At 59.1% G+C, this 21,729-nt stretch carries 20 protein-coding genes; 6 read left to right on the top strand and 14 right to left on the bottom strand.

Features of this window, described 5'->3' with window-relative positions; translation table 11 throughout:
- Positions 1-20: 20 nt before the first annotated feature.
- The 4 genes from AC13RE_RS23130 to AC13RE_RS23115 form a co-directional block, all read right to left on the bottom strand.
- Positions 21-1,400 carry an aminotransferase gene (locus AC13RE_RS23130; protein WP_488564661.1) on the bottom strand — a complete coding sequence of 460 codons (1,380 nt, stop codon included), beginning with the start codon at positions 1,398-1,400 and terminating at the stop codon, positions 21-23.
- A gap of 30 nt (positions 1,401-1,430) precedes the next feature.
- Positions 1,431-2,927 (bottom strand): NAD-dependent succinate-semialdehyde dehydrogenase, encoded by a 1,497-nt coding sequence (locus AC13RE_RS23125; protein WP_488564660.1) that lies wholly within the window; start codon positions 2,925-2,927, stop codon positions 1,431-1,433.
- A gap of 119 nt (positions 2,928-3,046) precedes the next feature.
- Entirely contained in the window at positions 3,047-3,541 is a 495-nt protein-coding gene (locus AC13RE_RS23120) for an Lrp/AsnC family transcriptional regulator (RefSeq protein ID WP_132719044.1), read from the bottom strand.
- Positions 3,542-3,820: 279 nt separating this feature from the next.
- Positions 3,821-5,500 carry an FAD-dependent oxidoreductase gene (locus AC13RE_RS23115; protein WP_488564705.1) on the bottom strand — a complete coding sequence of 560 codons (1,680 nt, stop codon included), beginning with the start codon at positions 5,498-5,500 and terminating at the stop codon, positions 3,821-3,823.
- A 398-nt stretch (positions 5,501-5,898) separates the two neighbouring features.
- On the opposite strand from AC13RE_RS23115, the gene AC13RE_RS23110 reads away from it, so the two are divergent.
- The gene (locus AC13RE_RS23110; protein WP_488564659.1) at positions 5,899-6,939 is read left to right on the top strand and encodes a FecR family protein; all 1,041 of its coding nucleotides are present in this window, start codon (positions 5,899-5,901) and stop codon (positions 6,937-6,939) included.
- Between the two features lie 136 nt (positions 6,940-7,075).
- Here AC13RE_RS23110 and AC13RE_RS23105 read toward each other — a convergent pair whose 3' ends face one another.
- The 6 genes from AC13RE_RS23105 to AC13RE_RS23080 all read right to left on the bottom strand — a co-directional run bounded on the left by AC13RE_RS23105 (position 7,076) and on the right by AC13RE_RS23080 (position 12,349).
- Positions 7,076-9,250 carry a CHASE2 domain-containing protein gene (locus AC13RE_RS23105; protein ID WP_488564658.1) on the bottom strand — a complete coding sequence of 725 codons (2,175 nt, stop codon included), beginning with the start codon at positions 9,248-9,250 and terminating at the stop codon, positions 7,076-7,078.
- A gap of 636 nt (positions 9,251-9,886) precedes the next feature.
- Entirely contained in the window at positions 9,887-10,096 is a 210-nt protein-coding gene (locus tag AC13RE_RS23100) for a hypothetical protein (RefSeq protein ID WP_488484068.1), read from the bottom strand.
- A gap of 43 nt (positions 10,097-10,139) precedes the next feature.
- Positions 10,140-10,382 (bottom strand): 30S ribosomal protein S21, encoded by a 243-nt coding sequence (rpsU, locus tag AC13RE_RS23095; protein WP_488484067.1) that lies wholly within the window; start codon positions 10,380-10,382, stop codon positions 10,140-10,142.
- Positions 10,383-10,410: 28 nt separating this feature from the next.
- The gene (locus AC13RE_RS23090; protein ID WP_488564657.1) at positions 10,411-10,692 is read right to left on the bottom strand and encodes a cold-shock protein; all 282 of its coding nucleotides are present in this window, start codon (positions 10,690-10,692) and stop codon (positions 10,411-10,413) included.
- Between the two features lie 110 nt (positions 10,693-10,802).
- Complete coding sequence (locus tag AC13RE_RS23085) at positions 10,803-11,012, bottom strand: cold-shock protein (protein ID WP_075852595.1); 210 nt, start codon at positions 11,010-11,012, stop codon at positions 10,803-10,805.
- 482 nt (positions 11,013-11,494) lie between these two features.
- The gene (locus tag AC13RE_RS23080) at positions 11,495-12,349 is read right to left on the bottom strand and encodes an SDR family oxidoreductase (RefSeq protein ID WP_488564656.1); all 855 of its coding nucleotides are present in this window, start codon (positions 12,347-12,349) and stop codon (positions 11,495-11,497) included.
- Between the two features lie 149 nt (positions 12,350-12,498).
- On the opposite strand from AC13RE_RS23080, the gene AC13RE_RS23075 reads away from it, so the two are divergent.
- Positions 12,499-12,846, top strand: a complete 348-nt coding sequence (locus AC13RE_RS23075) for a winged helix-turn-helix transcriptional regulator (RefSeq protein WP_132719053.1) — start codon at positions 12,499-12,501, stop codon at positions 12,844-12,846.
- 207 nt (positions 12,847-13,053) lie between these two features.
- Positions 13,054-14,208, top strand: a complete 1,155-nt coding sequence (locus tag AC13RE_RS23070; RefSeq protein ID WP_488564655.1) for an epoxide hydrolase family protein — start codon at positions 13,054-13,056, stop codon at positions 14,206-14,208.
- A gap of 130 nt (positions 14,209-14,338) precedes the next feature.
- Here the strand turns inward: AC13RE_RS23070 and AC13RE_RS23065 are convergent, their stop codons facing one another.
- Both AC13RE_RS23065 and AC13RE_RS23060 read right to left on the bottom strand, forming a co-directional pair.
- A complete protein-coding gene (locus AC13RE_RS23065) occupies positions 14,339-15,265 on the bottom strand; it encodes an alpha/beta fold hydrolase (RefSeq protein ID WP_488564654.1) in 927 nt (308 codons plus the stop codon).
- 215 nt (positions 15,266-15,480) lie between these two features.
- A complete protein-coding gene (locus tag AC13RE_RS23060; RefSeq protein ID WP_488564653.1) occupies positions 15,481-16,419 on the bottom strand; it encodes an AraC family transcriptional regulator in 939 nt (312 codons plus the stop codon).
- 193 nt (positions 16,420-16,612) lie between these two features.
- On the opposite strand from AC13RE_RS23060, the gene AC13RE_RS23055 reads away from it, so the two are divergent.
- Positions 16,613-17,461, top strand: coding sequence for an oxidoreductase (locus AC13RE_RS23055; protein WP_488564652.1), 849 nt, complete (start codon positions 16,613-16,615; stop codon positions 17,459-17,461).
- 376 nt (positions 17,462-17,837) lie between these two features.
- On the opposite strand, the gene AC13RE_RS23050 is transcribed toward AC13RE_RS23055, so the two are convergent.
- Together AC13RE_RS23050 and AC13RE_RS23045 are read right to left on the bottom strand one after the other, a co-directional pair.
- Positions 17,838-18,638, bottom strand: a complete 801-nt coding sequence (locus tag AC13RE_RS23050) for a BtpA/SgcQ family protein (RefSeq protein WP_132719059.1) — start codon at positions 18,636-18,638, stop codon at positions 17,838-17,840.
- Between the two features lie 54 nt (positions 18,639-18,692).
- Positions 18,693-19,547: a DeoR/GlpR family DNA-binding transcription regulator gene (locus AC13RE_RS23045; protein WP_488484061.1), complete on the bottom strand. Its 855-nt coding sequence runs from the start codon at positions 19,545-19,547 to the stop codon at positions 18,693-18,695.
- 185 nt (positions 19,548-19,732) lie between these two features.
- Between AC13RE_RS23045 and AC13RE_RS23040 the strand changes: the two genes are divergently transcribed.
- Together AC13RE_RS23040 and AC13RE_RS23035 are read left to right on the top strand one after the other, a co-directional pair.
- Complete coding sequence (locus AC13RE_RS23040; RefSeq protein WP_488484060.1) at positions 19,733-20,512, top strand: SDR family NAD(P)-dependent oxidoreductase; 780 nt, start codon at positions 19,733-19,735, stop codon at positions 20,510-20,512.
- Between the two features lie 42 nt (positions 20,513-20,554).
- Positions 20,555-21,718: an ABC transporter ATP-binding protein gene (locus tag AC13RE_RS23035; RefSeq protein ID WP_488564651.1), complete on the top strand. Its 1,164-nt coding sequence runs from the start codon at positions 20,555-20,557 to the stop codon at positions 21,716-21,718.
- The last annotated feature ends 11 nt before the right edge of the window (positions 21,719-21,729 follow it).

Here is a 21,729-nt window from a genome sequence, read left to right as displayed (position 1 = left end):
TTTTCCCGTCAGGTGCCAGATCAGCGGTTCGAAAGCACGCTTTCGATCGAGCCGGCCGCTGCCTTGACGACGATATCGGCTTCCTCGCGGGTCAGGCACAGCGGCGGTGCAAAGCCGAGGATATCTCCCTGCGGCATGGCACGGCCGATGACGCCGCGCTCCAGCAGAGCAGCCGCCACCTGTGGACCGATCTTCTGCGCGGGATCGAAGAATTTGCGGTCATCCTTGTCCTCGACGAATTCGATGGCAGCCATCAGCCCATCGCCACGAACCTCGCCGACATGCTTGTGGCCGCCGACGGCTTTCGCAAGTTCGGAGCGGAAATAGGCGCCGGTGGAACCCGCATTTTCGACGATGCCGAGTTCATCGACCAGCTCGAGATTGGCGATGCCGGCGGCCGCGCAGATCGGGTGGGCCGCATAGGTCCAGCCGTGGCCGATCGCGCCCATCTGATCGGAACCCTGGACGAGCACCTGCCACATCTTGTCGGAAACGATGCTGCCTGAAAGCGGCGCATAGGCAGATGTCAGGCCCTTGGCGATGGTGATCAGGTCCGGCTTCATGCCGTAATGATCGGAACCGAACATCGTGCCGAGACGGCCGAAGCCGGTGACGACCTCGTCGGCGACGAGCAGGACGTCGTATTTGTCGAGAACGGCCTGGATCTTCTGCCAGTAGGTCTTCGGCGGCGGAACGATGCCGCCGGTGCCGAGGATGGGTTCGCCGATAAAGGCTGCAACTGTTTCCGGACCTTCCGCCAGAATCATCTCCTCCAATCTGTCGGCGCAATGCTGCGCGAACTGTTCCTCGTTCATCGAACGGTCGGCGCGGCGGAAGAAATAGGGCGCTTCGGTATGGAGGATGGGCGCGCGCGGCAGGTCGAAGGCCTTATGGAACAGTTCGAGGCCGGTCAGGCTGCCCGTCATGACGCCGGAGCCATGATAGCCGCGCCAGCGCGAAATGATCTTCTTCTTTTCCGGGCGACCGAGAATATTGTTGTAGTACCAGATGAGCTTGATGTTGGTCTCGTTGGCGTCAGAGCCGGAAAGGCCGAAATAGACGCGGCTCATGCCTTCCGGCGCGCGATCGATGATCATCTTCGAAAGCGTGATCGAGGCTTCCGTGCCGTGGCCGACATAGGCGTGATAATAGGCGAGGTTCTTTGCCTGCTCGGCGATCGCATCGGCGACCTTCTGCCTGCCATAGCCGACATTGACGCAGTAAAGGCCGGCAAAGGCATCGAGGCTCTTCTTGCCGGCGGTATCGGTAATGTAGACGCCCTCGGCGCTCGAGATCACGCGGGTCGGCGTCTCGCCGCGGGCGTGCATGCCCATATGCGTCGAAGGATGGAAAAAGTGATCCCGGTCCCAGGCGTTCAGTTCGTTGCTCTTGTCCAACATATTATGCTTCCTTCTTTTGTATCGGGCGCGTCAGGCTGTCGTGTCGACGCAGAGATATTTGAGCTCGGTGAAGGCTTCGATGCCGTGACGGGAGCCTTCGCGTCCAAGGCCCGATTGCTTCCAGCCGCCAAACGGGATCGGGCCGCCGGTGATCTTCACGCGATTGATGGCGACCATGCCGTATTCCAGCGCCCGGCCGAGCCGCATCTGGCGCGCACCGTTGGCCGTGACAACGTAGGCGACCAGGCCATACTCAGTATCGTTGGCCCTGGCGACAACCTCGTCCTCGCTGTCGAAGACGCTGACGGCTGCGACCGGTCCGAAGGTTTCCTCGTGCATGATCAATGCGTCCGGCGAGGGCTCGACGAGCAGGGTCGGCTGGAAGAAGAGAGAGCCGGCCGTATGGCGCTTGCCGCCGGTGACAAGCTTTGCGCCGTGTTTCAATGCGTCGGCAACATGCTCCTCGACTTTGGCAATAGCGCGTTCGTGCATGAGAGGTCCGATATCGACGGCACCGTCCAGTCCGTTTCCAACCTTCAAGGCGGCGATGCGCTTGGCGAACGCCGCAACGAAAGCGTCCATGATCGGGCGCTGCACGAAGATGCGGTTGGCAGCGAGGCAATCCTGGCCGGAGGTCGCGAATTTAGCATTGATGGCGATATCGACGGCGCGATTGAGGTCGGCATCGTCGAAGACGATAAGCGGCGCATGACCGCCAAGTTCCATCACAAGACGCTTCATTGTCCCCGCACACTGGCCGGCGATCAGCTTGCCGATCTCCGTCGAGCCGGTGAAGCTCAATGCTCTGATCCGCGGATCGTCGCAGAAGGCGCCGACGATGGTTGCGGCATCGCCGGTCACCACGTTGAAGACCCCGGCGGGGAGCCCGGCGCGTTCGCCGAGTTCGGCGAGCGCCAGTGCCGATAGCGGGGTTTCGGACGACGGGTGGGCGACGACGGTGCAGCCGGCGGCAAGTGCGGCAGCGGCCTTGCGCGTGATCATGGCGGAAGGAAAGTTCCAGGGCGTGACGATGGCGGTGACGCCAAGCGCTTCCCTGCGCACGATCATTTCAGCATCGGCCAGGTGGCTGGTCACACTCTCCGCATTGATGCGCTTTGATTCCTCGGCATACCACTCGATGAAGCCTGCGGCATAATCGATCTCGCCACGGGATTCGGCCAAGGGCTTACCTTGTTCCAGCGTCATGATCAGCGCTAGATCCTCGCGCGCCTCGATCATCAAATCATGCCATCTGCGCAGGATCGATGACCGCTGCTGCGGCAGCAGTGAACGCCAGGCGGTAAAGGCGCCAGATGCAGCGTCGATAGCCTCGAAGGCTTCTCGCTGGTCGAGGCTGGCAACCCAGGCAAGCGTTGCAGAGGATGCGGGGTCGGTGACCGCGAAACTCTGATTGGCTTTGCCGGCGGCCCAACGGCCTGCGACATAGGAGAGGTCTCGCAGCAGATGACGGTCGTTCAGCCGTGAAAGGGCTTCATGATAGGTGGCACGGGCGTGGAGCGCGGTCATGGTCGGGCCTCTCTTTCCAGATACCCGATGCTGTCACGGAACGCCGCGAGAGATTGTCCATTGCCGGCGGTTGGAAGAGAGAAAGGATCTAAAGTGACTAGCCTCGCTAGAGAGACTCTCTATTCACCGCCTGGTGTGCCAGGAGAGAGCAGGTCGATGACGGGAAGCACCGTCTCCTCCTTCACGGTCTTGGTCACGATGTAGGTGAAATAGCGTTCGATGCCGAGATCGCGATTGAGGAGATTGTCGATCAGGCGCTGATAGGCATCGATATTGGCCGCCATGATCTTCAAGATATAATCGACGCCGCCGCCGACAGCCCAGCAGGCTACGATTTCGGGAGTGGCCGCCACCGCCCGCTCGAAGCGCTCGAAGTCGCTCTGCCGATGATTTGCCAGTGTCAGCTCCACCATGACGCTTGCGACCGGCGCGAGACGACGCAGCGCCAGACGGGCGTGGTAGCCCGTAATGATCCCGGCCTTTTCAAGCTTGCGAAGGCGTAGCCAGCATGGCGTCGGCGACAGACCAACTTTCTCGGCAAGCGCGAGCTTGGTGATGCGACCATCCCGTTGAATCGCATCCAGTATCCGAAGGTCAATTGCATCAAGTCTCATAGGAAAGCTGCTTATGTGTCATCCGTTGCGCGTCAGGCCGCATCCTCATGCGGGTCTAAAGGCAGATGGCAGTAGAGTCCATTCCGTGTTCTCCCCAGAAAATGATCCGAGAGCAGTTCCAGCAAAAGTGCGAACGATTTTGCGTCCGGAACTGCGTAAAAACAAGGAGATAGAACGTTTTCGCGATTCGAAGAAAAGCGGAAATGCTCTAGGCATGCAGCCAAGCGTGAAAAAGGTAGGGATGCCGACAATAGCCAACCGATGATGACCCGTGGTCGGCTAGCGGCTATTTTGACCTCCGACATTTCGCGCAAGAAAAGAATGGATCTGAGCGATGACGGCCGCACCCTCACCGACGGCGGCGGCGACCCGCTTGGTGGACCCGGCGCGTACGTCTCCGACGGCAAAAATGCCAGGGCAACTCGTCTCCAGCGGCAGTCGCTCGCCATCACTGATGCGGTCTCCTGTGAGAACGAAGCCCTTTCCATCAGTCGCAACACAGCCGTCCAACCATCCGGTGTAGGGATCTGCGCCGATGAACAGAAAGAGGTGGCGCGAAGCACATTCCTCGGTCTCTCCGGTTCGAACATTCCGGAAGGTGGCACCGGTCAGACCTGTCTCTCGATCACCATGCAAGTCCACAATCTCGATACCCACATGGAGTTCGACATTGGGCAATGCCGCTATCCGGTCGATCAGATATTGGGACATGGTTTGCTCGAGCGGCCGCCGGACCACGAGGTGCAGGCGGCTTACCTGCGGTGCGAGGTAAGCAACGGCCTGGCCGGCTGAGTTTCCGCCGCCCACCAGAGTGATTTCCTCTCCGGCGCAAAGGCGAGCCTCGATCGGGGATGCCCAGTAGGAGACGCCGGCGCCCTCCAGTTCTTCGACATTGGCAATATCGGGCCGACGGTAGCGCGCTCCTGACGCGATCACGATGGAACGCGCCCGTGCAGTATATCCGTTGCTAAGTTCAAGGGAGAATGGAGCCGCCGAATCGGTTCCATGGCAGCAAAGCTTTCCGACGGTCAGCGGGATCGCAAGCTCGGCGCCGAATTTCGCCGCCTGATTAAAGGCCCGACCTGCAAGAGCCTGCCCCGAGATACCGGTCGGAAAGCCAAGATAATTTTCGATCCGGGCGGATGCACCCGCCTGGCCGCCGAAGGCCCGGGAATCGACAACGAGAACAGAAAGCCCCTCGGAAGCCCCATAGACGGCAGTGGCCAGCCCAGCCGGTCCTGCACCGACAACTGCCACGTCATAGACATTCTTCGGATCGAGATCCGGCATAATGCCGAGACAAGACGCCGCATCCGCGTCGCTCGGATTTCTGAGCAGCGTCCCGTGTGGGCAGATCATCAATGGCAGATCTTCCGGTGCGATGCCGAGCCGTTCGACCAGCTCGCGCCCCTCGACCTCGCACGCGGCGATAAGGGCGTGGGGATAGCCATTCCGGGTGAGGAATCCAGATAACCTCACGATGTCGGGAGCATCCCGGCGTCCGACCAGAATCGACCCCGCACCTCCGATCCGCCCTTCTTCGATCAGCGCAACGCGACGGAGTATAAAGGCGCGCATGATCGCTTCACCCACATCCGCCGACCCGATCACCAGTGCACGCAGATGCGGCGCATCGAAAGGTATAGCCAATACGCCCTTATCGCCTGCGACGACCGATGCGAGGGTTGCGTGACCAGACAATTGATTGGTCTCGCCGGTGAACTGGCCGGGACCGTAGGTGCCGATCACGGATGATCTCCCAGTCGCGCCACGCTGAATTGCATCGGCCGAGCCTTCCAGAACTAGCCAGGCAGGGACGTTGCGAGTGCCGATCTCGTAGAGCACATCACCTGGGCCGAAGCGGTGCGGCTCACCGCTCGCGAAGCGTCGCGCCGCACCGATTTGAAGAGCTGAAAGTGTTGGGTATGTTTGCTCCCACCGAGCATCGCTGATCGCCATGATATGAACCCCGTATCGGCCTATACTTGTATGACAACATCCGGAACAGTTCGCCAGTCTACATTGCGCGCGACCAAAGCCAACTCTTTCGAGGGCCTCTGCCAGCCGATATTCATACGCGTTGTTCAAGGAGCCTGCCTCAAATTCTTCGAGCTCAGTAGCCTTGAATAGGCACCTCTTTTTCGAGCTATCCACAAGCGCTGCCGTTGGGCATATTATTGTAATTACTGTATAAATTTTCTTCCATAATATGTTTAAAAACATATTCAGCGGAATATACGCGCGTCTTGGCGAATTTTAATTCGAAAGTATAAAAATATACACATTTGTAATCATGAATTACAATTTGTATTTATAAAAATATTATGATAATATATAAATAATATTGGGAGGGTGCGGTGTTTTATTTGCGTCACGCCGTGACCGTTGTGTTGGGCTGCATGCTGCTCGCACCATTGTCTTCGAAAGCCGCCGAGAAGGTCGGCCAGGCGGTGCTGATTAAAACCGAAGTTACGGGTGCTGGTGGTCCGCTCGCGGTCGACGATCCCGTTCATCGGGACGAGCAAATTCGCACCTCGATTTCGGGCCTCGGACAGTTCACATTTCGGGACGGCACGAGACTGGCTGTCGGAGCCGGATCGTCCGTTACCATCGACAAGTTCGTGTTCGATGACTCGGGCGCAGTGAAAAAGCTGACCATAAATGCAGCAAAGGGCAGCTTTCGCTGGATGAGCGGAAATTCGAACCACTCAGCCTATCAGATCGTGACGCCCGCCGGAACGATCGGCGTGCGCGGAACCGCGTTTGATTTTTATGTCGGGGCGAACGGCACGACAGCGGTCGTGCTGCTGAACGGCGCTGCGCAATTCTGCGGCGCTGGCGGCTGCAGGCAACTGAAACAGCAATGTGATTGTGTCGTTGCGAAGCGCAACGGTCAGATCAGCGAACCTCGCCGGGTCAATCGCGACGTTCTCAAAACGCTGGGCAATCAGCGGGCTCTGCCGTTTCTGTCCGGGAGCCAGCAACTTTCAGGGCGAATGGGTTTTGTCGGGAGCGGTGGTTGCGGTCTGTCGACGGCGATGAGGGACCAGCCTAACGGGATCTCTCCGCGCAGCGCTCCGGCGAATAGTCCTGCACCGGCACCGCACGATACGCCGAGCGCACCCAGCCCCCAGGAATCGCCACACGCCGAGGCGCCTGCCGCACCACACGAAACTCCCAGCACGCCGGATGTCTCAAGCCCGCCAAGTGCGCCCGACAAGTCAGGCAAACCGGACGAGCGTGATGGCGACGAAGGCGAGCATCACGATCACCATGAACATCACGACCATCATGGCAGAGGCGATCACGCATCGGGTGATCATCAAGGAGACGACCAGGATAGCCAGGGCGATGGCGGCAACCGTGGCGATCACGGTGGCGGGCATCACCAGCGATAGCGCCGTGAGTTGCGCAGGATGGCTTCCAAATCAGATAGAGCATTTCCGCTTTTCTTCGAATCGCGAAAACGCTCTATCTTCTTGTTTTTAAGCAGTTCCGGACGTAAAATCGCTCGGCACTTTTGCTGGAACTGTTCTAGATGTCGGCTGCCTTGTTCTCCGCAGCCTCGTCGGCGAAGTGTCCGCCTCGTCGCGAAATGTGGCTGTAAAAGTCCTGCAACAGTCCTGTTGCCGCGGCTTGCGCCTTCAGTTTGGCGGCGCTGATGAGTTTGCGGCTGCTCGCTGACCGAGTTCGCAGGGCATTAACAAGCTGCCTGTGAGTAGCCTGCAATTCGACGAATCCAGCGGATCTCGCCACGCGTTCGTCGCCGACCACCGCAAAGAGCTTGGTTCGCATACTCTTACCCTTCAGCGTCAGCGCTCCCGCTTCGAGCAGGGCGCAGTCGGGCAGCAAGCCCGCCGTCGGCTCGGATACCAGAATGTCGAAATTGATGTCCTTGCAGGCGGATTCGATACGCGCGGCAATGTTAACGGCATCGCCAACTGCCGTGTAATTGAAACGCGTCTCGGCCCCCATATTGCCGACGCAGGCAAGCCCCGTATGGATGCCGATGCCTATCCCGACCCGTCGCGCGTCTCCGAAACCGAAGGCATCGTCGCCATTGAGGCGGGCGAGTGTTTCGCGCATGCCGAGAGCCGCCCGCACGGCCTTGCCGGCATGATCGGAGACATCGACGGGGGCATTCCAGAATGCCATGATCGAGTCTCCGATGAACTTGTCGAGCGTGCCTTCATTGGCGATGACATGGTGGCTGAGCGCATCGAGCAGCGTGTTCAAAAACGCGACGACAGCGCTCGGGCTCATCTCCTCGCTAATCTGGGTAAAGTTTCGCACGTCGACGAACATGACCGTCAGCTCGCGTTCATCTCCCCCGAGGCGTAATGCATTGCGTGTATGCTCGATGCGATGGAGCAGCGATGGCGAGAGGTAATGGCCGAAAGCCCGCCGCACGTCGCGCCGCTCCCGATCCGTCACGAGAAAGCGGAATGCCGTTGCAGCGAAGTGCGTGATCGATCCCGAGACGATCGGTGCCAGTGGGTCGAAGAGAAGCCCCCCATAAAGAAAGGCAGCCCAGGAGGCCACAAGGGCAAAAAAGGTAATCAGCAGGCCGCAGGCGAGGGCCGCGGCCGGATTGACGAAGGTGGTGACGATCACCAAAAGGCTGCCCAGGACGGCGATGGACAGAATTTCCAGTCCGTCTGCCCAATCCGGTCGGGAAAGGAAGCGGCCTGACAGGATCTGCTCGACGATCTGCGCGTGGATGGAGACACCCGGCACATTCTCGTCAAGGGCCGTCGTGCGAACATCCTGGAGCCCGGAAGCGGAGGTTCCGACGAAAACGATACTGCCTTCGATGGCGGCTCTCATATCGGGGGAAACGTCTTCGGTCGCGAGTACTTTGCTTGCCGAAATATAGCGCGCCGCGGTATCGCGGCTGACATAGAGCCACAGCTCGCCCGCGGCCGTTACCGGCACGACGAAATTGCCGATCTTGACCCGGGTGAGCGTATTGGGTGTGTGCGGCGCAGCGTCAAGCACATAGGTGGAGGCTCCCTGTGCGACGCGAAGCGCCTCAAGCGCGAGATTGGGATAAAGCTGCTTGCCGTCGCTGAGAAAAAGCGGAACCGCACGCACCACCGCCGATGAGGCGCCCGGATTGAGGCTGATATGGCCGAGCCCCGCAGCATTGGCTTGCAATTGCGGCTGCAACGGCGTCGCGGCCTTGATCGCCGGCGGCGCACCGAAGGGAGTTTCGCCGGTATAGGCAAACCCTGCCTTGACCGGCGGCAGATAGTTTCCCTCGTTGGAGAGGCCGAAGCCCAGAACCACCGGCCTTCCCGACAGCGATTGGGAAAAAATCTCATCATTGTCAGGCAGTTTGCCAAGCAGTGACGGATCGATGCCAATGACATCGCGAACGACGTTGCGTGGCGACAGGCGGTCCGGCTCGGCGAAGAGGATATCGAAAGCGATGACGGCCGCGCCCAGATCGGAAAGCCTGTCGACGAGCGCGGCAATCCGGCTTCTTGGCCAAGGCCATTGACCGAACTCCCGCAGCGACGCCTCGTCTATGTCGACGACCCGGACAGGCTGGTTCTCGAACGTCCGGGGCACCAGGCGCTGATACTGGTCGAATGTCAAATCGCGGGCGAGCCTTAGCAACGGAGGATCGCTTGCCCGCAGGGTCGTCAATGCCGTGACGAAGGCCAGGCCGATAATGACGCCAATTTGCTGCGCACGCGTCACCATTATGGTGTCAGCCCCTTTGCCCTGCATCTCCGGCAATAAGTAACGGTTCGAAGAAATACAAAAATCTATTGGTCTGCTGCACCAGGGAATAATACGCTGCTTTGTTCCCGTGCACGATGCAATGATGAAAATATTGAAGAGATGGAGAGAAGAATTTTGCACGGCGATAGTTGAGGCAATGCCGCAGGTTAGCAAAGACTTCACGAAATCCGGCACTTCAGCCTAGGCATGAGTCCATTCCCGGGAATCGAACATGGCGGTTCGGGCTGTCGAGGCGTTTGTAAGAGCGGGTCCAAATCTTAATGTCGAAAGGCATGACTGTGCATCTTGCCTTTGACGACAAAAGCGCTCTGGACCTGGCGTCAACATCGAAGCAGGCCGGCAAGGCGCTCGTGACCGCAGCCTCAGTGCGAGCGAAGTGCACCGTCCAAAAGGTGATGATGCTTGGAGGACTGGAGACATTGCTTACGTGTTGTCGCGCGGTTGGTACGAGCGCGACGACTGACTAGACCTGATGAGGCCGGCCCAACTGTCGGGCCTCGTGCCGCCGGACGGCGACATTGCCCCCAATCCTCACTTAGTGCTCCGCCGCGGGAAAGCGAGCGATTGTCTGGCGAAGAACCGCCAGACAATCCGCTATCCCTTCCTGTCTTTCTTTTTTGCTTTCGGCGCTGGCGCAGGCGCAGGCTCCTGCGCCAAACGAAGCGCACGAAGCCTGTCCGTCTTTTTCTGCCGAGCAGAGGCCTCATCAGCCAGGATATCCTTGGCAATCGACGTTGTCTGCTCGGACTTGGTTTGCGCTGACAACTTTTCAGGCTTGAACAGGTTGTCTTTCGTCTTTGTCATGCTTCCTCCATTTCAGCAGGTGCGTTCCAAAAGACGCTGGACGTCAGCGAGCTCGCGCAATGACTTTCTTCTTCGGCGCCGGCAGCAAGCCTTCGCGCTGTGCCTGCTTACGGGCAAGCTTCCGCGCGCGGCGGACCGCCTCGCCCTTTTCGCGAGCGCGCTTTTCGGACGGCTTTTCATAGGCGCTGCGTGCCTTCATTTCCCGAAATACGCCTTCGCGCTGCAATTTCTTTTTCAGAACGCGGAGCGCTTGATCGACATTGTTGTCTCTGACCAGAACCTGCAAAACTTCTCCTTCTCAGCTCGCGCTGGGTTTATTTCTTGGTGCGGATTGAATTCGAGTTGATCCAGCTCGATTTCGATGTTTGCGATATCTCGGCTTGCGCCGATGAAAGCGACGATGGTGACGCCCCGGCATCGATATCGTCCTGACGGACGCTCCGCTCGAAACTCTCACTTTGGAAGCGGACGCGATAATGGACAACGCCCTGTGACACAGGCAGCACAGACACGATGCGGCCGGCCGGCTGGGCGTTTCCGAAAATTCCAGACTTCAGGACGATGCTGTCGCCTGGCCGGTAACGACCATTTGCCATGTCGTTCTCCGTTCGAAATGAAAAACAAAAGGCCGGGACGTATCCCGACCTTCCTCGGTCATGGTTTCAGCGCGCCAGTACATCCGTGGTCGCGCGAAGCCGTGACAAACTTATGCGGCCCGAAGATTGTCAGCCGAACTCTTGCCGGATCTGCGATCCTGCACGATGTCGTAAGTGATCTTCTGACCATCGTTGAGCGAACGCATGCCGGCGCGCTCTACCGCGGAGATATGGACGAAAACGTCCGTGCTGCCATCATCAGGCTGAATGAAGCCGAAGCCCTTGGTGGAGTTAAACCACTTAACTGTACCAGTGTTCATAACGATTTCCTTTCATAGCAATCGTTGTTTGCCCCGCGATACCTTGCGGGATTAGATCGATTATTTGAGAGGAAATCCGGCGAGGGCGCAGAGGCTCCTCGACGACGTCGCAAGCAATGGTCGATAGACCTTATATAGGTTGAATTGGAATATTGGCAACAGAGGCTGTGGAAGAGAAGGTTTTCGGCAGGCCGCGATGCTTGTCGAGCCGCCGCCGTCATCGGGTGCGAAGTGATGCATGACTTCCCGACCATCGGCCGGCGCGTTGATTTGTGCTGGGAACTGACCTGGGATCGGCTTGTCTTCTCCGCGAAGGCTGCTTCATCGTCTCTTTCAAAGGTTCTCTCGAGCCGGGAATGCGGACCAACTTGATCGGAAACCTGGAGCTCGTGGTGTCTCGGCGGCCGACTCGATCACCTTGACAACCTGCGGATCAATCGGTCCGAGGCCGGTCAAGGTGACCGAGCAACGTCCCGATGTCGTTAGCCGCGCAAGGCGGTCGCGACGAGGCTCTGCATCGATGTGGTTGGACGACCGATCAGCCGACCAAGGGCGCCTCCGTCGTCGAACAACGCTCCATGCGAGGCTGCGGCGTCGGCATCGGCCAGAAGGGCAGCGAGATCGGCCGGCAGGCCGGCGCCCGTCAGCACATCGCGATAGGCGGCCTCGGAAAGATCGTTGTAGACGATCGTCTTGCCCGACTGCCGCGAGACCTCCGCGGCAAGCTCGGCAAGGGTAAAGGCCTGGTCGGCTGCAAGCTCATAGGTCTTCCCGGCATGCCCATCAGTCGCCAGCACCACAGCTGCGGCCTCGGCATAGTCCTGCCGCGCCGCGGACGAAAAGCGTCCGTCTTTCGCAGCGCCGACGAAGGCGCCGTGCTCAAGCGCTGCCGGTAGCGCCATGAGATGGTTCTCGGCGTACCAGCCATTGCGCAGGATCACGGCGGGTAGGCCCGAAGCCGCGATGACCTCCTCCGTCTGGCGATGCTCGACTGCGAGCGTCGCGGGCGAGGTGCCGGCATGCAGCATGCTCGTATAGGCGATCAGCGAAACCCCGGCTTGCTTGGCCGCGTCGATCACGGCCCTGTGCCGCGGCAGGCGGCCGCTGACTTCGGTCGAGGAAATCAGCAGCAGTTTCTCCACGTCGGCCAGCGCCGGGCCAAGCGTCTCGGGGCGGCGATAGTCAGCCTCGCGCACGATCACGCCGCGCTCGGCAAGATCGCCGGCCTTGGCGGGATTGCGAACTGCCGCAACGATCCTGTTGGCGGGAATGGTCTTCAGCAGCGCCTCGATCACAAGGCGGCCGAGTTGTCCTGTTGCTCCGGTTACTGCGTACATCGTTCAGTCCATTTCGTGGTTGGGGATGATTTCGAGAGCCTCTACATAGCGGCCGTCGTTACCTTCGGAAACCAGGTATCTTGCGGTTACCGCCATTTTCCGGTAACCAACTGGAAACTGCCCGCCAAGGATGGGCCCAAGGATGTACAATGGTTCTCAAGGTGCGAAAGAAGGTGATGGCACTCCCCGGCTGCCCCATGTCGAAGTGCATGGATCTGCTCGGCGGCTGCTGGACACCCGAGGTGCTCTGGTCCTTAAGCGAAGGTCCGCGCCGGTTCTCCGAACTGCGGCGTGACAATCCCTTCATCTCGGCGAAGGTGATGACGAGCCGGCTACGTGATCTCGAACAGCGCGGCGTGCTCACCCGCAACGTGATGCCGACATCGCCGCCGACAGTGGACTATGAATTGACCGAATTGGGAAAGGAACTCCTCCCCGCGATCAGGTCCATCGTGGAAGTTGGCTCCCGCCTGCTGCTACGCGAGTCCTCAGGCTAGACCATCCTCCGAAAGATCTTATGCGATCAGGCCTCAGCTGGCATTCTTGCGTGCGGTGTGATCGCCTACAGAGTCCGAAGTCGACCATAAAGATCGCGCGAAAAATTGCATGCTAATCAGAGGCTTATCCAGACTGGTCAACATGCCGTTGGTTCGTATCCCTTCAACTGCAAATCCCAATTGCCTGACGGCATTTTGGAGGCCCGAATGCAAACCATAGAGTTTCAAATCGATATCGGCGATGATGCCCTTGACGATTTGCGCCGTCGCGTCACTCAAACCAAATGGCCGGCCTCCATTGACCCAGAGGGTTGGGATGACGGAAGCAGCCTGCGCTTCATGCGTGAGCTCGTTGACTATTGGCAGGGCGAATTCGATTGGCGGGCTCAAGAAGGCCGCCTGAACCTGTTGCCGCACTTCGTTGCCGAGATCGATGGTTTCAAAATCCATTACATCCATGTCAAAGGCCGGGGACCGTCACCAACCCCATTGATCATGACACATGGCTGGCCGGGGTCTTTCCTGGAGATGGAGCGCGTCATCCCGCTCTTGACGGATCCTGGCGCACATGGCGGCGATCCCGAGGATGCATTCGACCTCATTGTTCCTGCGCTTCCCGGCTACGCCTTTTCGTCGGCGCCACCCAAAGCGGGCATCAGCCCATTTGAGATCGCAGGCCTCTGGCGCAAGCTCATGCTTGGATTAGGATACACAAATTTCGGTGCTCAGGGCGGCGATATCGGCGCGGCGGTTTCCAGCTGGCTTGCCTTCCGGTTTCCCAAGGACGTAGTCGGCATTCACCTGAACTACATTCCCGGCAGCTTCCGCCCACCCATCGGCGATGGTCTGCCGCCTCTCACCCCTCAGGAAGCGGAGTTTAAGAAAGTTGCAGCGGAATGGGTGGACAAAGAGGGCGCCTATGCACATGTCCAAGGCACCAAGCCGCAGACGCTGGCCTATGGGTTGTCCGATTCACCCGTCGGATTGGCTGCCTGGATCGTTGAGAAATTCCGGTCGTGGAGCGATTGCGATGGCAATGTCCTTGACGTCTTCAGCATGGATACTCTGCTGACCGAAATCAGCCTCTATTGGTTCAGCGGCTCTCTCGACGCCTCATTCAGGCTCTACAAGGAGAGCCGTGCGCATCCGCTGTCATTCGAAAAAGGGCAGCGGATTCTTCCCCCTGTCGCCATCTCGCACTTTGCCAAGGAACTGCCGCAGCCGCCTCGGTCTTGGGTTGAACGGGTCTACAACGTTGTCCGCTGGAGCGAGCATGCGGCGGGCGGCCATTTCGCGGCGATGGAAAAGCCCGGCGAGCTGGTCGCGGATATCAGGTCACATTTTCGCGCCTTGCCTCGGTAAATGCTCTTGCGCCCTGCCGGTTTGAAAGGCAGGGCCTTTGGTAACGGACTGCTTTGGCGCATCGACGAGCGTGTTACGCACTTTGCTGCTCATGCCTTTCAAATCCGTTCTCATGCTTGTCCCCTCGCCATCAAAGTTTTTCGTTCTGCAGCCATGTGCGGATGATCTCGACGAGTTCAGTCTTGCGCTCCAGTGGCAGCCAATGGCCGCCGGCCACACTCGTCACGGTGAGGTCAGGGCAAGCGCCGCGCATCGGATCGCCCTGGTGATTTCCGTTGATGGTGCAGATCTGATCGAAGTCACCGTTGATGAACAGGACCGGCTGCGACAGGCGGCCGCCATTGGAGGCCTCGCGAGCATAGGCGATGTTGGCGTCGTCGTTCATGTACCAGGCGCAGGCGGGGCGGAAGCCGTGAGTCTTAAACGCACTCACCAAGACCTCGAAATCCGGGGCGGGCCACAAAGCGGGGTCGGGTTGGATCGGCGGAGCCTTGTGAGCAGCACCGAAACGGCCACCGTTTCGGGTGATTACAGCGTTCGGCGAAACCTTGCGCATGCCTTCCGGGCTGCCTGAGCGAAAGATCGATGCCAGCGAGGCCCGTTTGTCGGCATCGAGGTCGGCCACCGCGGCGTCGAAATGAGTTGTGTAGTAGCGGTGGTAATCCCATTGGCCATCCGGATATTGGTCGGCGGGATAAATTGTCCTGTCGACCAACGGAACGATCGTGTGCAGGGCGTGGCCGCTTGGTTGATAGGCAAGCGAGGTCAGCACGACGCCACGACTGCGATTGGGCTCATGGGCGACCAACGCGCCGGCCACGACGCTGCCCCAGTCGTGGCCAACCCAGATCGCCGCCCTGCCGCCCAGATGATCATGGAGTTCCGCCATGTCCAAAGCGACTTGCTTGATTGTGTAAGCGTCGTTGGCTGCAGGTGCGAAAGAACCGCCGTAGCCGCGCAGGTCAGGAGCAACGCAGTGCCATCCCTCGGCGGCGAAAGCATCCATCTGGGCGCGCCACATCAAACCGATGCTCGGCCAGCCGTGGAGGAAGATCATCAGCGGACCCTCCGTAGGTCCGCATTCGATGAAGTGGGTTGTCTGACGAGGCGTGATCAGAGTGCGCGAATTCAGAGGCGAGCGGGGCATCGCCCATTCATGGCTTGCCAGGGCCGCGCCGCCCATTCCAACGGAGGAGCATCGGTCAAGCGTCAGTCCAGCTGCAGAACGCGTCAATTGAAGCTTAGATCTCATCGTTAAAAGACTCCACTCGCTCAGATCTTTAACGGGCGCTCCACTGGCGCTTCCGTCACGCCAACTTGTCGAGCAGGGTTAGACGGTCCGGTGCCCTTCAGATAGGCGGCGTCCCGGACGGGTGGCCGGCCGAACAAGCGTCTGTACTCGCGCGTGAACTGCGTCTGGCTGTCATAGCCGACCTCGAAGCCGACCGTTCGGGCACTCGATCCGCCAGTCAGCAAGCGTTTGCGCGCCTCTTGAAGCCTGACATGCGTCCTATATTCAAGCGGGGTCATCAGTGTTGTCGCCTTGAAATGGCGATGAAGTGATGTCGCACTCATGCCTGCGAGGTCGGCAAGCAGGCCGATCTTCATAGGCTTATTGTAATGCTCCTTTATCCACGAGGTGACCCTCCCAATCTGGGCGATCTTCGTGTCCATTGTGGCGTAGTCTCTTAATGTTGCACCATGCTCACTCCGGAGAAGCCGGTAATAGAGTTCAGTCGTTGCTGGCTTGAGAAGCGCGGGCAGATCCTCCGGGTGGTTGAGAAGCAGTATGAGGCGATGAAGTGCGCCCAAGATGTCTTCTGTCTGCCGCCCTAGCGACAGGCCCTCTCTGTGCGCTGCAGCAGGGCGGACCGAGACATTCGGAAGCAGTTCGGCCAGGTCCTGCCGGTTAAGTTCAAATGAGAGTGCATAATGCGGGTGGTCGCTGGAAGCGGCGGTTATGCGGGCCGAAACCGGCAAATTCACTGAAGCGATGAAGTATTGCGTGTCATCAACTTCGAACGCGCGACCGCCCAGCAAAATTTCCTTTCGGCCCTGGATCACAACGCAGAGGCGGGGAGTGTAAATGCTCTCAACAGGAAGGGTCGGCGCTTCGACCTTGAAGATCGAAAGACCAGCAATTGGCGTTTTTTGTTTCGGCACGGCAGCGTGTCGATCAATGACCGCGACAAGCTCTTCCTTGATACTCAACCCGTTTCTCCACGATTTCCCGGCAGAGCCTCCAATATAGGCAGTGCCAGGAGATTTGGTAGAATCGTACGAAAGATTGGGTGTTTCGCCATAACGCGCCCGTTTTCCAGTTCGTATCTTTCGTTAAAGGCGGCAGGTCCCGACACTGGCTCTGCAGCCATGAGCGTTAGCAAATCAGAAGGACGATCGAAAAATGACGAATAAACCCGTATGGTTCATTACCGGCGCCTCGAATGGCCTCGGCTTCGAGATCGCAAAACACGTGCTCGGTCTCGGTTACCGGGTGGTCCTGACGGCAAGGAATCCCGCGCAACTGGCCGGGCTCGCCAACCAGTTCAAGGAGCAAGCGCTCGCGCTGAAAGTCGATGTCACCGATCGCTCGACGATCAGGAGCGCTGTTGCCGAAACGCTCTCGACGTTCGGTCAGATCGACGTTCTCGTCAACAATGCCGGCTACGGCTATCTCGCAGCGATCGAAGAGGGGGACGAGGAAGGCGTTCGCAGCCAGTTCGACACCAACCTCTTCGGGCTCATCGATGTTACGAAAGAAGCCCTGCCTGCCATGCGGGCGCGCAGAAGCGGTCATATTGTAAACGTCTCTTCGCTTGGCGGGCTCATGGCATTCGCGGCGACCGGTTACTATCATGCCACAAAATTTGCAGTCGAGGCCGTTTCAGAGTCTCTCGCCCAGGAGGTCGCTCCGCTCGGCATAAAGGTAACCATTGTCGAACCCGGCGCATTTCGCACCAACTGGGCTGGAAGCTCGATGGCGGAATCCCCCATCGTTATTGATGATTATGCCGAGACGGCAGGAAAGCGTCGGATATCGACGAAGGCGGTTTCCGGCAATCAGCCGGGCGATCCCGCCCGCGCCGCAGCGGCTATCCAGATGGCGGTTGAATCGAAAGAGCCTCCTCTGCGGCTCCTCTTGGGAGGCTCTGCTCTGGATCTGGCCTACAAGCGCCTTGAAACACTTCGGAAGAATTTCGACGAGTGGAGCGACGTGACCCGCAGCGCCGATTTTCCTGAGTTTCAAAGATGATACCCCGTATCATGCGAGCTTGTATTTCGGCAGGAGAAATGACGTTCGATACCCGCCGCGGCCAGCGACCGGACGGCTGCTGATAGAGATTGTCGGCCTGTTCGCTGAAGCGGCGATCGAGCAGGTCATGGCGAATAAGAGGCAGGCTCTGATGGAAATCAGGATTGCGTCATGATGATAAATAGGGTCGGCCGTGTATCCGCGCGGACGCCCCTCTCAGAAACCGCCTAGCCCGCGAAGAGATGGGAACTATGATCATTTCCAAGCTTCCTCCTCGGGTACTCCCCTATGTGGACTCCGTCGCTGGTGTGGAGGCGTCCACATCATCACTCCACTCATGACTTTATGAGATGGAGACTTTTGAGCCAGAGCGTCGTCAGCGGATAGTGCTGACGACATCCATGAAGCGCTTGACGCGGGCGGGCTCGACCTTGTTCCAGGTATTGCCCTCGTATTTGAAATGCGTGCCGATGACGACGCCGCTGGCGCAGGAGAGGATGTCGGTGACATTATCCTTGTTAACGCCTGTATTGGCGAAAACGGGAACATCCGTCACGGCTTCGCAGACCTTGCGCAGGCCGGACTGGTCGACTGGCTGACCGGTCAGCGGGCCGGATACAAGGATGGCATCGGCCAGCGAGGAGAAGACGGCGCTCTTTGCGCGGAGTTCGATCGGGCGCTGGTCGAGCGAATGGGCGAATTCCGCATTGATGTTGAACAGCATCTTCATGTCGGTACGGCCGAGCTTGGCGCGCAGCCGTGCCGGCGTCGCGCAATCCGGCGCCCAAATACCCATGTCGGAGGCGAAGACGCCGGTGAAGATCTCACGCACGAAGCTTGCGCCGGTGGCGGCACCGATGGCGACGCTTGCTGTCGGATCCCAGAGATAGTTGACGCCGAAGGGAATCTTGAGTTCCGCCTTTGCAGCCTGGACGATCGCCGTCATCGCGGCAATACCTTCCGGCGGCGCTTTCAACTCGTAAGGCCGGTCATTCTCGTTGCCGAACATGATGGCATCGACGCCGCCTTCCTGCAGCGCGCGAATATCTTCCATCACGTCGTCGATGAGCTTCGAGACGCCGCCTTTCGGATCATAATTCGGCGAACCCGGGAGGGCGCCGATATGCGCCATGGCAATGATGACCTTCTTCTTGTCACCAAAAAATTCAAAAACCATCGAAAGCTCCGAAATTGGGCGTTAGAGAAAGCGGGTTTTCACAAACCGGATGTTTCAGGAGGGCGAGCCCGCGACCATCACTTCGACCTTGGCAGCCTCCAGCGCTTCGGCCAGTTCGGGCGGTGGCGATGCATTGGTGATCAGCATGTCGAATTGTGAAAGCGGCGCGATGTGCACGAGCGACATGCAATCGAATTTCGATGCGTCGCAGAGAACGACCTTCTTTGTCGAGCGGCGGAGATAGACGCGCTTCATCTCCGTATCATCGAAGGAATAGTCATAAATGCCATCCGACGTCAGCCCGGAAACACCGACAAAGGCGATATCAAACCAAAGTGCTTCGAACTGGGAAATCGCCGTCGCATTGGAGATCGACAACTCATCGTTTCTCATACGTCCACCCGGCAGGTAAACCTCCGCCAGGCCTTCCCCAAGCTGGGTGGCGTTGCGCACGCTGTTGGTGAAGAATTTCACATGCTGCTGGCCGGCGAGCAACCGGGCAAGCAGGAATGTTGTCGTGCCGACATCGAGCGCAATGGTGCGAAGCCCAGCGGCAACCTGTGCCGCCGCTTCCGCAATCAACCGCTTCGGCAATGCGTTCTTGGCAAGACGAGCCTGAAAGGTCGGCTCGTTGAGGCGCGAGATGGTTGCAGAAAGGCTGGGTTCGGCAATTGCGGTAAGATCGGTGCTCACTGCTCCGCCATGGGTGCGGGCAAGCCGACCTTCCTTTTCCAGTTCCGTCAGGTCGCGCCGCACAGTCATTTCGGACACGCCGAGTTGCGCAGCGATTTCCGAGACGGATACAGCGCCCGTTTCGGCCAGCGCATCCAAGATGAAGGCTCGGCGCGTGCGCGCGAGAACTTTCGTCTTTTCGATTGTCAGCGTTTCGGCGTCATGGCCTGTGATCATTGGTCTGTCTTTCATTTAGATAAGGTCGGTTGGTGTTTGCATACGCATACCTCTGAAGCCCGGCCTCCTATTACATAATCAGTGATTAACTCAGAAAGTGAACAAATTCAAACATAAATTTCGATTGATTTGTAAGTTTTTGTTGCTATATGATCGCGATGTTGTTTAGGTCGGAGATGTGGTTCGTGGGACATCCTAAATTCGCGGAGCTCGAGGGATTAAAGGCGATCGTCACCGGCGGGGGCAGTGGAATAGGCCGCGCAATCGCGCAGGCATTGGCGAAACAAGGCGTCAAGATCACCATTTGCGACATCAATCTGGACGCGGCGAACACAGTCGCACAATCGATTTCCGGCCACGCTCTGGAGATCGATGTTCGTTCACGTTCCTCTGTGGAAAAGACATTCGAGCAAGCCGCCGATATCATGGGCGGCCACGATATACTGATTGCCAATGCGGGCGTCTCCACCATGCAGCATGCGCTGGAGATCACCGACGAGGAGTGGGACTTTAACTTCGACGTCAATACGCGCGGCATCTTCCTGACGAACCAGATCGCTGCGCGCCGCTTCGTGGCGCAGGGCCAGGGGGTGATTGTCAACACGGCCTCGCTCGCCGCAAAAGTCGGCGCGCCGCTTCTGGCCCATTACTCTGCCAGCAAGTTCGCCGTTCTCGGCTGGACACAGGCGCTTGCCCGCGAATTGGCCTCGAAAGGCATCCGCGTCAATGCCGTCTGCCCGGGTTTCGTCAAGACCGGCATGCAGGAGCGCGAGATCGACTGGGAAGCCAAACTGCGCGGCGTCAGTCCTGAACGTGTCGTTGAAGACTACATCGCCCAGACGCCGCTCGGACGGCTGGAGACGCCCGAGGACGTCGCCGATGTCGTCGTTTTCCTCTGCTCAGATTCCGCCCGTTTCATGACCGGCCAGGGCGTCAATGTCACTGGCGGCGTCTATATGACCTGACGGGCAAGCCGGCCGCCCAAGCCGCATCATATCGGAGAGATCATGGCATCCATCGTCTTTGAGGGAGTGGAAAAACGTTATCCGGACGGATATGCGGCAATCCAGCACCTCGATCTCACCATCGAGGATGGTGAGTTTCTGGTTCTAGTCGGCCCGAGCGGCTGCGGTAAGTCCACCGCACTCCGAATGATTGCCGGTCTTGAGGATATCACCGGCGGCCGATTGTTGGTTGGCGATACCGTTGCCAACGGCCTTGCCCCCCGCGATCGCGACATTGCGATGGTCTTCCAGTCCTACGCGCTTTATCCGCATATGACGGTCGCCGAGAATATCGGCTTCGGCCTGTCCGTACGCGGCGTCGACAAGACCGAGATCGACCGCAAGGTCAGGGAAACGGCCAAGCTTCTCGAACTCGATGCCTATCTCGGCCGCAAGCCGGGGCAGCTTTCCGGCGGTCAGCGACAGCGCGTGGCGATGGGCCGGGCGCTGGTGCGCGCGCCGAAGGCGTTTCTGATGGACGAACCTTTAAGCAATCTCGACGCACGGCTGCGCGGCCAGATGCGGGCCGAAATCGCTCGGCTGCAGAAGTTGAGCGGTATTACCACCGTCTATGTCACGCATGACCAGATCGAGGCCATGACCATGGGTGATCGCGTCGCCGTGATGCGCGCCGGCGCCTTGCAGCAGCTCGGCACGCCGCGCGCGCTTTACGACACGCCCGCCAATCTCTTCGTTGCCGGTTTCATCGGCACGCCGTCGATGAACTTCCTGAAAGCCACCCTGGCGCGCAGCGAGGGCGGCCTGGCTGCTGCCGCCGGCGGGTTCAGCCTGCCGGTACCCGAGCCTGTCGTTGCCGTGCGTCCGGCGCTTGCGCGTCATGTCGGCAAGGAGATCATTGTCGGTGTGCGTGCCGAGGCGTTGAGTGCCACAGACGCCGTTGATCCCGGTTTCGGACGCATTGAAGGAACGATCGCCTTCATTGAGGATTTCGGTGCCACGAAACTTGTCCATCTCGATATCGGCGGAGCCGGCGAGCTGGAGGAGGTGACGGCGGAAGCCGACGAGGTTTCGCTTTCCGGCCCTCGATTGCGCGCCTCTGTTCCCGCGACGTATCCGCTTCGCCTCGGCGAGACGCTATCCCTGTCGGTCAATCCCGCAGAACTGCATTTCTTCGACGCCGAGACCGAAAACTCGATCCGCGACTGAAAGGTTCTTCC

It is taken from the genome of Martinezella sp. CNPSo 3959, assembly GCF_057784355.1.
This window is presented reverse-complemented; position numbering and strand designations above follow the sequence as displayed.